The following is a 14461-nucleotide window of genomic DNA, read 5'->3' as shown; positions in this document are numbered from 1 at the left end:
AATATTGAATTAAGATGTATTGCGTCGACTGTAATTAAAAAAATAAATTTGAATGCGAAGTGTGCATCTATTTATAATTAGAAGGTGATATATATGGATACCGCAACAATTGTAAAAGCAGTGATAATAATACTTTTAGGCAGTGCCTATATATGGACAAATTCAAAAAGGTACAAGGATTAGAGATAGAAAGGGAACATCATATGAAGAATTTTTGGTGCGATGTGTACTTAGATAAGATAAAGAAGAATGTAGATAGAATAAAAGAATTGACTAATGACAAGAAGATAATAGCAGTTGTTAAAGGAAATGCTTATGGATTAGGAATTGAAGGAGTGACTGAATATTTAGATCAATTTGTAGATTTCTTCGCAGTTGGAGATTTAGAAGAGGCTAAGAGAGTTAGGAGTCAAAAAGAAATTCTACTGTTATCACCACTGGTAACGTTCACTGATTTTAATACAGATATGGATAATGTAATTTTTACAATAGATAACGAAGCTATGTTGGATAAACTTTCACCTGAAGCAAACATAAAAATTCATTTATATATTGATAGTGGAATGAATAGAATGGGAATAAGTCCAGATAGAATTGATAGTGTAATTGAGAGAATAAAAAACGAATTTGAAAATATAAGTATAGATGGAATATATACTCACTTGCATTATGGAGGTAACGTAAAGTATACCAAAAATCAAATTAACATATTCAGGGCAGCTGTTGAAAAATATATAGGTGTGATACCTCATATACACTGCTTAAATTCTACCTGCACACTAAACAGTGAATATAGACAGCTAGCTGAGTTTACCAATACAGTTAGAACGGGAAATATTTTGTATGGATATGATGGGTTAAATCAAGGATTCAAAAAGGCTTATGGATTTTATGCAAAACCAGTTAATACTCACTTTGTAAAAAAGGGAGGGGATGTTGGTTATGGCTGTAAATATAAAGCTAAAAAAGATATGCATGTTGGTGTTTTAGGTTTTGGCAACATAGAACATTTTGGCTTTAATAAGGCAGTAAAGCATAATGTGTTTTATGATCTTTTAAAGGTTATTTATAATCATGTTAAGTTTAGACCAGTTATCTTTTCAGGAAATATTGGGGTAAGAGTTCTTGGTACAGCTAACATGAATACTACATTAATATCTATGGATGACATAAATATAGAAAGTATACTTAGAGTTGATATATCGCCTATACTTGCAGATTCATCAGTGGAGAAAAATTACATAACGAATCAACTGTCTTGATAAATAAGTTATTGTTCGTTATATAACGAATGATAACTTATTTTTTTTGTTTTATCATTGACAAAGTATGGAGCAAGTGTTATTTTATTTTTATAAAAGCGAATAATTTTATAACTTTTTGAAATATAATTCGTAATCAAGGGCGATTACTTTCCTAAGTGTGCCCTTAGGATTTTTTTATTCTTTAGGAAATTATAATTCAATTAAGTCTGTGAATAAGTTAAAGAATAAAATCTGAATATTTGTGTTTTGGGAGGAAATCATGATTAGAACTTTGTATGTAGAAAAAAGACAGGGCTTTGACATTGAAGCAAAAGCACTACTAGAGGACTTCAAAACAAATTTAGGAATAAACACTATTAAAGAGGTACGTTTAATAAACAAATATTCTTTCAATGAAGTTGAAAGTGAAGTTTATGAAAAAGCAAAGGCTATAATCTTTTCTGAACCTATGGTAGATAAAGTTTATGAAGACCAATTTCCTATTTCAGAAGGAGAAGCTGTTTTTGCAGTAGAATACCTTCCAGGCCAATATGATCAAAGAGCAGACTCAGCTGAGCAATGCTTTCAAATTCTAACAGCAGGAGATAAGCTTGAAATAAAGTCATCAAAGGTTGTATGCATTAGCGGCAATATAAGTAAAGATGAACTAGCAAAGATAAAGCAATATTACATAAATCCTGTTGATTCAAGAGAGGTTGATCCTCTATCTAAAGAGTTATTCTCATCCTATGAAATTCCAAGTGAAGTTGAAAATATAGATGGTTTTATAAATATGAATGAAGAACAGTTAAGCTCCCTTCATCAAGAATTAGGCTTAGCTATGACAATAGAAGATTTAACATTGATAAAAAAATATTTCTCAGAAGAAAAAAGAGATCCAAGTATTACTGAGATAAAGGTTATAGATACTTATTGGTCAGATCATTGCAGACACACAACTTTCTTGACTTCAATAGAAAGTGTTGAAATAGAAGAAAGTATCTATTCAAGTCCGATCATTAAAAGTTTTAACAGATATAAAGAAGCAAGAGAGCTTTTATATAAGAATAAAAATAAAGATATGACTTTAATGGATATAGCTGTAATAGCAATGAAAGAACTTAGAAGTAAAGGAATGCTTGAAGATCTAGATATTTCAGATGAAATAAATGCATGTTCCATAAAAGTAAAAGTTGAAACAGAAAAAGGAAATGAAGATTATCTAGTAATGTTCAAGAATGAAACCCACAATCATCCTACTGAAATAGAACCCTTTGGTGGGGCAGCTACATGTCTTGGTGGGGCGATTAGAGACCCGCTATCAGGCAGAACTTATGTATATCAAGCTATGAGAGTTACTGGAAGCGGAGATCCTACAGTTTCTATAGAAAATACCCTAAAAGGTAAATTGCCTCAAAGAAAGATAACTTTAGGGGCAGCACATGGATACAGTTCCTATGGAAATCAAATAGGTCTTGCCACTGGACAGGTTAGTGAAATATACGATGCTGGTTATGTTGCTAAGAGAATGGAAATTGGTGCAGTAATAGCTGCAGCACCACTTAAGAATGTAAGAAGAGAAGAACCTGTAAAGGGGGATATGATAATTCTTCTTGGTGGAAGAACGGGAAGAGATGGTTGTGGTGGAGCAACTGGATCATCTAAGGAACATACAGTTGAATCAATAGAACAATGCGGAGCAGAAGTGCAGAAGGGAAATGCACCAACTGAAAGAAAGTTACAAAGACTTTTTAGAAATCCTAAGGTTTCTACTATGATAAAAAGATGTAATGACTTTGGCGCTGGTGGAGTTTCTGTAGCAATTGGAGAACTTTGTAGAGGTCTTGATATCAACTTAGACCTAGTACCTAAGAAGTATGAAGGTCTTGATGGAACAGAGCTAGCTATATCAGAATCTCAGGAAAGAATGGCGGTTGTTGTTTCAAAAGAAGATGGGCAAAAGTTTGTTGAGCTAGCTCTTGAAGAAAATTTAGAAGCAAGTATTGTTGCCGAAGTCACTGATCTTGAAAGAATGAGAATGTTTTGGAATGGTAAAAAGATTGTAGATTTATCCAGAGCTTTCTTGGATACAAACGGAGCAAAGCAAAGAACAGATGCGATATTAAAGGCACCTAGATTTGAAGAGAATGTGTTTAATGAAGCTAATGATACAAGCTTAAATGAACAATGGAGAAAAACTCTAGAGAGTTTAAATGTTGCATCACAAAAAGGCTTAGTTGAAAGATTTGACTCAACAATAGGAGCAGGAACTGTGCTAATGCCTTTTGGAGGAAAGTATCAGTTAACTCCTGCAGAAGGAATGGCAGCAAAGATACCTGTAGTTAATGGAGAGGCTGAAGAAGCAACTATAATGGCCTTTGGATTTAACCCTAAGATTGCAAAATGGAGTCCATACCATAGTGCTTATAACGCAGTGATAGAATCTGTAGCAAAGATAGTTGCGTGTGGGGGGAAAAGCAAAAAGGTTTGGTTAACCTTCCAAGAGTATTTTGAAAAGCTTGGAAAGAATCCAGAAAGATGGGGAAAGCCACTTGCAGCATTACTTGGAGCATATCAAGCTCAAATAGATTTAGGGATAGCGGCCATAGGTGGAAAAGACAGTATGTCAGGAAGTTTTGGAGAAATGGATGTACCACCTACTTTAGTATCCTTTGCAGTAGCAGTTGAGAAAGCTAGAAATATAATTTCGCCTGAGTTTAAGAAAGTAAATTCTCAAGTTGTTTACGTAAGTGTAAGTAGAGATGAAAGTGAACTTATTAATATAGAAGAATTTAAGAAAAATGTAGAAGTAATTGAAAGATTAATCGAAGAGAAAAAAGTTATATCAGCATATTCCTTGAAAAATGGGGGCATTTGTGAAGGAATATCTAAAATGTGTTTCGGAAACAAAATTGGGGTTAGGCTTTCAGCAATAAGCAAAGAAGAACTTTTCAATATTAACTATGGAACTTTTATACTTGAAGTTCCAAGTGGAGTAGATATTGTAAGTGAATTTAAAGGGGCTAGTTACAAGATTATTGGTGAAACAATAGAAGAAGCAGCAATTAAAGTTTTAGATGAGAGCTTTGATATTGATGAACTTATATTACAGTGGGAAAGAAAATTAAGCAAAGTGTTTAAGATTAAGACTAAAGAAGAAAGTGAAAAGATAACTTCTATTTTATATGAAAGTAACTATAGAAAGTTACCTGCAATTAAGATTGCAAAACCAAGAGTATTAATTCCTGTATTCCCAGGTACAAACTGTGAATATGATTGTGCAAGAGCTTTTGAAAAAGAAGGTGCTGAAGTAAAACAATTAGTACTAAAGAACCTTACGAAAGAAAGTCTTCTTGATTCTTTAGTACAGATGGAGAAAGAGATAAAAAATAGTCAGATTATAATGCTTCCAGGAGGCTTTAGTGCTGGAGATGAACCTGACGGATCAGCAAAATTCATTGCTACAGTGTTTAGAAATGAAAGAATTAGTAATGCTGTGATGGAGCTTATAAAAAATAGAGACGGGCTTATGTTAGGGATTTGTAATGGCTTCCAAGCACTTGTGAAGCTAGGTCTACTTCCATACGGAGAAATAGTTGATATGGAAGAGGATATGGCTACCTTAACCTTTAACACCATGGGAAGACATATGAGTTCCATAGTAAATACTAAGGTAGTTTCAAAGCTATCACCATGGTTTAATGAAGTAGATCTAGGAGATATCCATGCAGTTCCTATATCACATGGTGAAGGAAGATTTGTTGCACCAGAGGAACTTTTAACAGTTCTTCAATCAAAGGGTCAAATAGCAACTCAATATGTGGATATGAATGGAGAGGCTACACTGAATATGCCACACAATCCAAATGGGTCAATGCTTGCTATAGAAGGTATAACAAGTCCTGATGGAAGAATACTTGGCAAGATGGGGCATTCAGAAAGAATAGGTGCCAACATGTATAAGAACATTATCGGAGAGTTTGACCAAAAACTCTTCAAGTCTGGTGTGAATTACTTTAAATAGTGTTGAAATTAATAATAAAAATAATCTTAATTAATTCGGAGGTATAAGATGAAAGTAGCAATTTTCTTTGGTTCAAAATCAGATACTGATGTAATGAAGGGAGCGGCTAATGCTCTTAAGGAATTTGGAGTAGAATATAAGGCTTTTGTATTATCTGCTCATAGAGTTCCTGAAAAGCTTATGGAAACTCTACATGAAATAGATGAACAAGGTTTTGAAGTAATCATTGCTGGTGCTGGACTTGCAGCACATCTACCAGGAGTTATAGCATCACACACAACAATGCCTGTAATAGGAGTACCTGTAAACGCAGCAATAAATGGGTTAGATGCTCTATATTCAATAGTTCAAATGCCTAAATCAATACCAGTAGCAACAGTTGGAATAAATAACAGTTATAATGCTGGTATGCTTGCAGTACAGATGCTTTCATTAAAATATCCAGAGCTTAAGGAAAAACTAGTAAATTTCCGTAAAGATATGAAAGAAAAATTCATAAAAGAAAATGGAGAAGGAGTGGAACTATAATGGAAAAAAGAGAAATGATGTATGAAGGAAAAGCTAAGAAGATATATGCAACTGATAAGGCAGATGAGGTAGTAGTTTATTATAAGGATGATGCAACAGCATTTAACGGAGAAAAGAAAGGTCAAATAGAAGACAAGGGTGTTTTAAATAACGCAATTACTTCAGTACTTTTTGAGCTTCTTGAGAAAGAAGGAGTTAAAACTCACTTTATAGAAAAATTAAGCGAAAGAGAACAGCTTTGCAGAAAGGTTGAAATAGTACCGCTTGAAGTTATAGTTAGAAACGTAGCAGCTGGAAGTATGGCTAAGAGATTAGGCCTTGAAGAAGGTTTCCCACTTAAGACTACAGTTTTTGAAATTTGCTTAAAGGATGATTCATTAGGAGATCCACTAATAAATGATTTCCATGCGGTAGGAATCGGAGCAGCTACCTTTGAAGAATTAAAAGCAATGTATGAAATAACTGAAAAGGTTAATGAAGTACTAAAGGCATTCTTCTTAAAGCAGAACATAAAGCTAATAGATTTCAAAATAGAGTTTGGAAGATTTAACGGAGAAATAATACTAGCTGATGAGATATCACCAGACACTTGCAGATTCTGGGATGCAACTACTAATGAAAAATTAGATAAAGACAGATTTAGAAGAGATCTTGGAAATGTCAAAGATGCATATGTAGAAATACTTAATAGAATTAACCAGTAATTATTAGTGAAAGGAATCTGATTATGAGAATAGAGCCAATTGAAGACAAGTTTAAAGAAGAATGTGGAGTATTTGGAGTATTTTCCAAGAACAACTTAGATGTAGCAAGAATCACATACTATGGACTTTATGCACTACAACACAGAGGACAAGAAAGTGCGGGTATTGCAGTTTCTGATGGTGATAACATAAAGCTTCATAAGGACTTAGGTCTTATAACTGAAGCTTTTAAAGAAAGGCACCTAGAGGAATTAAAAGGACATGTAGCAATTGGACACGTTAGATATTCAACAACAGGATCCACTAATGTGGAAAATGCACAACCACTTTTAAGCTCATATAAGCTTGGCTCTATTGCCATAGCACATAACGGAAATTTAGTTAATGCAGATGTGCTTAGAGAACTTCTAGAAGATTCTGGACACGTATTTCATACCTCAATAGACTCAGAAGTAATTATAAGCTTAATAGCTAGAGGAGCAAAAAGAGGAATAGAAAGAGCTATAGCAGATGCAGTTCAAACCATAAAAGGTTCCTTTGCTTTAGTTATGATGACTAAAGATAAACTTATAGGTGTTAGGGATTCTAATGGAATAAGACCTTTGTGTATAGGAAAAATCGATGACAGCTATATTTTAGCTTCTGAAAGCTGTGCTTTAGATACAGTTGGTGCTGATTTTGTAAGAGACGTAAAACCAGGTGAAATTGTAATAATAGATGAACACGGTATTGAAAGTGTAAGATATTCAGAACAAACTCAGTGCGAAACTTGTGTATTTGAGTATATCTATTTTGCAAGACCAGATAGCACAATAGACGGTATAAATGTTCATCAATCAAGAATTAAAGTAGGAGAGATGCTATTCAAAGAATCTCAAGTTGATGCTGATATTGTAATAGGTGTACCTGATTCTGGAATCTCTGCTGCTATTGGATATTCAAGGGCCTCTGGCATTCCTTATGAGACAGGTTTTGTGAAGAATAAGTATGTTGGAAGAACCTTTATAACACCAAATCAAGAAATGAGAGAAAGAGCAGTATCAGTAAAGCTTAATCCATTAAAAGTAAATGTAGAAGGTAAAAGAGTAATTCTTATTGATGATTCGATAGTTAGAGGAACAACTTCAAGACATCTTGTTGAAGCTCTTAGAAAAGCAGGGGCTACAGAAGTTCACTTTAGAGTTGCATCACCAGTAGTAAAATTTCCGTGTTATTTTGGAATAGATATATCTTATAGAAAAGAATTAATTGGTTCAGATAGAACAGTCGAAGAAATAAATGAGGTAATTGGTGCGGATTCCCTTGCTTATATCTCTTTAGAAGGTTTATTAAGGTGTTTTGGAGAAAAGAAAGGTTACTGTTTAGGCTGCTTTAATGGAGTTTATCCGGTCTCAACCCCAATAGAAACAGCAAAAGATCATCTTGAAAGGTAGTGAAGAAATGTTAACATACAAACAAGCAGGAGTAGATATTGAAGAAGGATATAAATCAGTTAAACTCATAAAAGAATATGCAAGCAGAACTTTATCAAAATATGTTTTAAATGGACTTGGAAGCTTTGCTGGAATGGTAGAACTTCCTGAAGGCTATAAAAAACCAGTATTAGTTTCAGGAACAGATGGAGTTGGTACAAAGCTTGATATAGCTTTTAAGACAAAAAAATATGATACTGTAGGAATAGACTGCGTTGCAATGTGTGTAAATGATATATTATGTCATGGAGCAAAACCACTATTTTTTCTAGATTATATAGCTTGCGGTAAGCTTGAAGCAGAAGTAGCTTCAGATTTAGTGAAAGGTGTATCAGAAGGTTGCCTTCAAGGAGATTGTTCTTTAGTTGGTGGTGAAACAGCAGAAATGCCTGGCTTCTATAAAGAAGGAGAATACGATGTAGCAGGATTTGCAGTAGGAATTGTAGATAAAGATAAGATAATCAACGGAAGCACTATAGAAGAAGGAAATGTTCTAATAGGATTAGCTTCTTCAGGAATACATTCTAATGGATTCTCTTTGGTAAGAAAGATATTTACTGATTTAAATGAAGATTTTGATGGAAAGCCAGTATGGGAAACTTTGATCGAGCCTACCAAGATATATGTAAAACCAGTGATGAAGGTTCTAGAAAGTTATGATATAAAGGGAATGGCACATATAACTGGCGGAGGTTTTATTGAAAATGTTCCAAGAATGTTTGGAGAGAGAGAACTTACTGCGGTTATTAACAAGAATAGTTATCCTCTTCCGAACATTTTCCAGGAAATAATAAATAGAGGCGTTGAAAAGGATCATATGTACAACACCTTCAATATGGGAATAGGTTTCATATTAGCAGTAGATAAAAAAGATAAAGATGCTGTACTTGAGCTATTGATATCTCAAGGTGAAAGAGCTTATGAGATTGGATATGTTAAGAACGGAGGTACAGGGATTTGTTTAGAATAGCAGTGTTAGTTTCAGGTGGAGGAAGTAACCTTGGCTCCATAATAGACAGCATTGAAAAAGGATACTTAAACTGCTCCATCGAGGCTGTTATTTCTGATAAAAAAGATGCTTTTGCATTAACAAGAGCGAAAGAAAAAAATATCCCAGCGTATGTAGTGGATAAGAAGGAATTTGGCTCTGAATCTTCAAATAAGATATTAGAACTTTTAAGAGATAAGGTTGATTTAGTTGTACTTGCAGGATACTTATCTATTCTAAACGGAGATTTACTAAGATATTTCAAGAACAGGATAATAAATATCCATCCTTCTCTTATTCCAGCATTTTCAGGAGCTGGAATGTATGGAATAAAAGTTCATCAGGCTGCTATTAAAAAAGGAGTTAGATTTTCAGGCTGCACAGTGCATTTTGTAAATGAAGAGGTTGACGGGGGAGAGATACTTCTTCAAGAGGTAGTTAAGGTTCATGAAGAGGATGAACCAAAAACACTTCAAGAGAGAATTCTTGTAAAAGAGCATGAGATTTTACCTAAAGCTATAAAACTTATAAGTGAAGGAAAAGTTATAATAAAAGAAGGAAAAACTTTTATTACTGAGTAGTTCCAATCCTAAGGAGGTTTTTTAATGATAAAAAGAGCTTTGTTAAGCGTATATGATAAAAATGGCATACTTGATTTTGCTAAGTTTCTTGTTAGTAAGGATGTAGAGTTAATATCCTCTGGCGGTACTTACAAATATCTTCTAGAAAATGGTGTAGCAGTTAAGGAAATAGCTGAAATTACAAAAGCACCTGAGATGCTTGATGGAAGAGTTAAGACCCTTCATCCAGTGATTCATGGAGGAATTTTAGCTATAAGAGACAACGAAGAACATATGAACACTATAAAAGAAAGAGGAATAGATACTATAGATTTAGTAGTTGTTAACTTATATCCTTTCTTTGAAAAGGTAAAAGAAGATTTTAGCTTTGAAGAAAAGGTTGAATTTATAGATATAGGTGGTCCTACAATGCTTAGAGCAGCAGCTAAAAACTTTAAAGATGTTGTAGTTATAAGCAATATAGAGGATTATAGCAAGGTTAAAGAAGAAATTGAGCAAAGTGAAGAGGTAAGTCTAAGAACAAGAAAAGTGCTAGCAGGTAAAGTGTTCAATCTTATGAGTGCTTATGATGGAGCTATAAGTAACTTTTTACTTGAAGGAGAAGAAGAGTATCCAGAATACCTTTCAATTTCCTACAAGAAGAAACAAGAATTAAGATATGGTGAAAATCCTCATCAAAGTGCTGCTTACTACTCAAATAATGAAGTAGATGGTGCAATGAATACCTTTGAAGTACTTAATGGAAAAGAGCTTTCTTATAACAACTTAAAGGATCTTGATATAGCGTGGAAGGTTGTTAATGAATTTGAAGAAATAGTTACATGTGGATTAAAGCATAATACTCCTTGTGGAGTAGCTATAGGAGAAACTGTATATGATAGCTATGTAAAAGCTTACGAATGTGATCCTACTTCAATCTTTGGCGGAATAGTAGCTGTAAACAGAAAGCTAGACAAAGCTACAGCAGAAGAGATGAGCAAGATATTCTTAGAAGTAGTGGCAGCACCAGAATTTGATGAAGAGGCTTTAGAAGTTTTAAGAAAAAAGAAAAACCTAAGAGTGATTAAGGTAAATTCTGCACCGAAGGCTAAAAATTACATGGTTACTGTGGATGGCGGAATATTAGTACAAGAAGAAGATAAGAAGCTTATAGAAGAATTAAAGGTAGTAACAGAAAAAACTCCTTCACAAACAGAAATGAAAGATATGATTTTCGGTATGAAGGTGGTAAAATATGTTAAATCAAATGCAATTGTTGTAATAAATGATGGAAAAGCAGTGGGAATCGGTGGAGGTCAGGTTAACAGAATATGGCCTACAATAGATGCCTTAAAAAGAGGAACAGGAGCTACAGTTCTTGCTTCAGATGCATTCTTCCCATTTGGAGATGTTGTAGAAGAAGCTTCTAAATATGATATAAAAGCAATTATTCAACCAGGTGGATCTGTTAGGGATCAAGAATCCGTAGATCAGTGCAACAAACATGGTATAAGCATGGTGTTCACTGGTATAAGACATTTCAAACACTAATATAGATGGAGTGATTATTGATGAAGCTTTTACTAATTGGAGGCGGTGGAAGAGAACATGCAATAGCATGGAAACTTGCAAAAAGCCCAAAGGTTGAAAAGATATATGTAGCACCTGGTAATGGTGGAACAGCACTAGAGGATAAATGTGAGAATATAGGGTTAGAAACTTACGAAGAAATGGCTAAGTTTGCAAAAGAAAATAACATCGATTTGACTGTGGTAGGACCAGAAGAACCATTAACAAAGGGTATAGTGGATTTATTCAAGAAGGAAAACTTAAAGATATTTGGACCTGAGCAAAAAGCTGCAATGCTTGAAGGCAGCAAAAGCTTTTCCAAGGATTTTATGAGAAAATATAATATAAAAACTGCTGCTTATGAAGTTTTTTATGATAGTGAGAATGCTGTAGAGTACTTAAAAAGTGCTGACTATCCTATAGTAATAAAAGCAGATGGATTAGCTGCCGGAAAAGGTGTAAGTATCTGTGAAGACTTTAAACAAGCAGAAGATACTATAAAAGACTTTATGGTACAAGATAAGTTTAAAGGTGCAGGAAAAAAGATAGTTATTGAAGAGTTTTTACAAGGTGTTGAAGCTTCAATATTATCAATAACTGATGGCAAGACTATAATTCCTTTTATATCAGCAAAAGATCACAAACAGATTTTTGATGGAGGAGTAGGTCCTAATACTGGTGGTATGGGAGTAATAGCGCCTAATCCTTATGTTACTGATTCAGTTTTTGAAGACTTTGAGAAAAATATAATGGAGACAACTCTTGTAGGAATAAGAGAAGAAGGTTTTGATTATAAGGGAATAATATTTTTTGGAGTAATGATTACTGAAAAAGGCTGTTATCTGCTTGAATATAATGTAAGAATGGGAGATCCTGAAACTCAATCAGTACTTTCTTTAATGGATAGTGATCTTTTAGAACTTATAGAATTTTCACTTGAAGAAAAGTTAAGTGCTGCAGAGGTTAAGTGGAAAAAAGGAGCTTGCTGTAATGTAGTTTTGGCATCAAAAGGATACCCAGAAGCTTTTGAAAAAGGCTTTAAGATAGACATAGATCCTTCTGTAAAAGAGAATGTGTTCATTGCTGGGGGAGTTATTAAAGATGAGGTTTTAGTAACTTCAGGTGGAAGAGTACTTTCAGTAGTTGGAGTAGGTGATACTATAGAAGCCGCTAGAGAGAAAGCATATTCCAATATAGATTCAGTAATTTTTGAAGGAAGATATTTTAGAAAAGATATAGGATTAATATCTGAGTAAAAGTTAAGTGTGTTAAAGCACCGTGTTGAAATTAAACATAACCTAAATTTTATCACGAAGTGATACAGCTATATATAAAGGACTGTCAAAATGAAAGTTTATTCTTTGGCAGTCTTTTTTACATAATTAAAAATATTTTAGTTATATATTTAATGAATAATAAATTAGATACTCCAATATATTTGTAAAGATGAGCAATATTGAACAGGAGAATTTAATTTATTGGAGGATATATAACAGTGGAAGATTTAAAACAAGATATTATAGCTAGTGGAAACAAAGAAAAGTATTTTAACAATACTCAAAAGTTAATAATTTTGATATTATCAGTTATATCTCTAGTGTCATTAGGAATAATTTTTAAATACATAATCACAAACAACTCCCTTCTTGGGAAAAGCACATTTACAATCTTTATTATTATAATAGCAATTGATATTTTTGTTTTATATAAATGTATTCATAATAAACTACAACAAGTTAATATGAAACTAGCTAAACTTGAAGAAGAAAATATTAAACTAAAAGAAGAAGTTTTGGTGGACAAACTTACTGGCGCTTTTAATAGGAGAAAACTTCAGGATATAATTGAAGTTGAGCTTGAAAGATGCAGGAGATATAATATCCCATTATCAATGATAATATTTGATATTGATGACTTTAAGAAAATTAACGATAAATATGGACATAGTAGAGGAGATGTAATTTTAAAGAATATAACAAAAGTTATAACTTCTAAATTGAGAAAAACAGATTTTTTTATTCGTTGGGGAGGAGAAGAGTTCGTTATACTTGCTCCAGAAACCAATATTAAAGGTGCTTTGATATTAGGTGAAAAGGTAAGAAAATTAGTTTCAGAAAATATATATGTTGAACTAGAGCGAGTAACTGTAAGTGTTGGAGTGTCAGAATATAAAAAGGAGCTAATATATAAAGAATTTTTTGACAAGGCAGACAAAGCTCTCTATATAGCAAAGAATAGCGGAAAGAACAATGTTAAATTTGTTGATTAAAATATATTTTTAGACTAAGGTAATATAAGAGGATTTTTATTTATTTTGTAGAAATATTAATTTATGAAAAGTATCATTATTTAGTTGTACAATGAAATTTGGATAGGTTAAAGTATTTATCCATTCAGTTGAGACCGTAATGAGCTTTGCAAAGATTTTATATGATTTTCGTTAAGTCATAGTTTCAAGGAGAGGTATATAATGAGGAGGAATTTTGAACAAAAACTGGATTATAGTCAAATAAAAGATGTGGACTTTAGAGTTTCTTTTATAAATACAGAAGAATTTAATGGTTACGTTCACTTAGCATCAATTCACAAGGTGAGTGAAGCCATTTTTAGAAGTGTAGATGACAAAAAAATAAAAATAATGGATAATGAATATAAATGGCTTCAGATTACTCCATTAAATGCAAATTATAATCTCATAACTATACTTGACGATAAAGATGAAATACTTCAGTGGGAATTTCACATAATAGATAATAATGAAGTTGATGGTAAAATAAGTTTGATGTTTGAAGACCTTATATTAAGTTTACTTGTTCTTCCTGATGGGCTTAAAAAAGTGCTGGGTGAGGAAGAAATTAAGAAAGCTTTATATGATAATGAGATTAATCTGTGCCAGTATGATAAGGCTTATAGGGAGATAAAAATATTAGAACAAATTGTATCTATAGACAAATTAATAACTTTAAGTAGAGGTATGCTAAAAAGGATTTTAGGAGATTGTAACTCTAAAAAGCAGCTTAGCTGTGAAGCCTAAAATAAACATATAATATCTTGGAGGTGTCCATGTTTAATAATTCGTTTTTCAAAGATACTAATGGAAAAGACAATTATAGAGATGAGAATAATTACACCTATATAAAGAAAGCAACTTTTAAAATACTAAAGGTGAATTCTATATATGATAGTGAAGAAGACCAATATATGACTTTGGCAACCTGTATGAATGAAAAATATGAAATTGAGACAGTTAATATAGAAGGCTTTACTATAGAGTATACTGTTTCAGCACTTGAAGGGGCTTATATTGAAATTGATATATTTGAAGATGATAATGAAGAGTATTATAAAGGAAGAATCTACAATCAATAACGT

Annotated in this window: 12 protein-coding genes; all 12 read left to right on the top strand. The window is 32.8% G+C overall.

The features are described from left to right. Positions 1 to 152: 152 nt before the first annotated feature. Positions 153 to 1262 (top strand): alanine racemase, encoded by a 1110-nt coding sequence (locus J3477_RS10100; RefSeq protein ID WP_228731262.1) that lies wholly within the window; start codon positions 153 to 155, stop codon positions 1260 to 1262. A 262-nt stretch (positions 1263 to 1524) separates the two neighbouring features. Continuing rightward, a complete protein-coding gene (locus J3477_RS10095) occupies positions 1525 to 5268 on the top strand; it encodes a phosphoribosylformylglycinamidine synthase (protein ID WP_206869837.1) in 3744 nt (1247 codons plus the stop codon). A 48-nt stretch (positions 5269 to 5316) separates the two neighbouring features. Further along, complete coding sequence (purE, locus tag J3477_RS10090) at positions 5317 to 5796, top strand: 5-(carboxyamino)imidazole ribonucleotide mutase (protein ID WP_206869836.1); 480 nt, start codon at positions 5317 to 5319, stop codon at positions 5794 to 5796. Continuing rightward, positions 5796 to 6500 (top strand): phosphoribosylaminoimidazolesuccinocarboxamide synthase, encoded by a 705-nt coding sequence (gene purC / locus J3477_RS10085; RefSeq protein ID WP_206869835.1) that lies wholly within the window; start codon positions 5796 to 5798, stop codon positions 6498 to 6500. Before purE ends, purC begins: the two co-directional genes overlap by 1 nt. Positions 6501 to 6523: 23 nt before the next feature. Continuing rightward, positions 6524 to 7933, top strand: a complete 1410-nt coding sequence (purF, locus tag J3477_RS10080; protein WP_206869834.1) for an amidophosphoribosyltransferase — start codon at positions 6524 to 6526, stop codon at positions 7931 to 7933. Positions 7934 to 7940: 7 nt separating this feature from the next. Continuing rightward, a complete protein-coding gene (gene purM, locus J3477_RS10075; RefSeq protein WP_206869833.1) occupies positions 7941 to 8942 on the top strand; it encodes a phosphoribosylformylglycinamidine cyclo-ligase in 1002 nt (333 codons plus the stop codon). Continuing rightward, complete coding sequence (purN, locus tag J3477_RS10070) at positions 8930 to 9541, top strand: phosphoribosylglycinamide formyltransferase (protein ID WP_206869832.1); 612 nt, start codon at positions 8930 to 8932, stop codon at positions 9539 to 9541. The genes purM and purN overlap by 13 nt, the downstream gene beginning before the upstream one ends. Positions 9542 to 9565: 24 nt before the next feature. Further along, complete coding sequence (gene purH, locus J3477_RS10065) at positions 9566 to 11071, top strand: bifunctional phosphoribosylaminoimidazolecarboxamide formyltransferase/IMP cyclohydrolase (RefSeq protein WP_206869831.1); 1506 nt, start codon at positions 9566 to 9568, stop codon at positions 11069 to 11071. Between the two features lie 20 nt (positions 11072 to 11091). Then, on the top strand, positions 11092 to 12345 hold the full coding sequence (gene purD / locus J3477_RS10060) for a phosphoribosylamine--glycine ligase (RefSeq protein WP_206869830.1): 1254 nt from the start codon (positions 11092 to 11094) through the stop codon (positions 12343 to 12345). Between the two features lie 239 nt (positions 12346 to 12584). After that, positions 12585 to 13358 (top strand): GGDEF domain-containing protein, encoded by a 774-nt coding sequence (locus J3477_RS10055; RefSeq protein ID WP_206869829.1) that lies wholly within the window; start codon positions 12585 to 12587, stop codon positions 13356 to 13358. Positions 13359 to 13559: 201 nt separating this feature from the next. Continuing rightward, positions 13560 to 14123 (top strand): DUF402 domain-containing protein, encoded by a 564-nt coding sequence (locus J3477_RS10050; RefSeq protein ID WP_206869828.1) that lies wholly within the window; start codon positions 13560 to 13562, stop codon positions 14121 to 14123. 29 nt (positions 14124 to 14152) lie between these two features. Further along, positions 14153 to 14458 (top strand): hypothetical protein, encoded by a 306-nt coding sequence (locus J3477_RS10045; RefSeq protein ID WP_200274132.1) that lies wholly within the window; start codon positions 14153 to 14155, stop codon positions 14456 to 14458. The last annotated feature ends 3 nt before the right edge of the window (positions 14459 to 14461 follow it).

The sequence above is a fragment of the Clostridium zeae genome, from assembly GCF_017312485.1.
Taxonomy (GTDB): Bacteria; Bacillota; Clostridia; order Clostridiales; family Clostridiaceae; genus Clostridium_AR; species Clostridium_AR zeae.
Note: the sequence above shows the minus strand (reverse complement) of the source record. Positions and strands in the feature narration are given on the sequence as shown.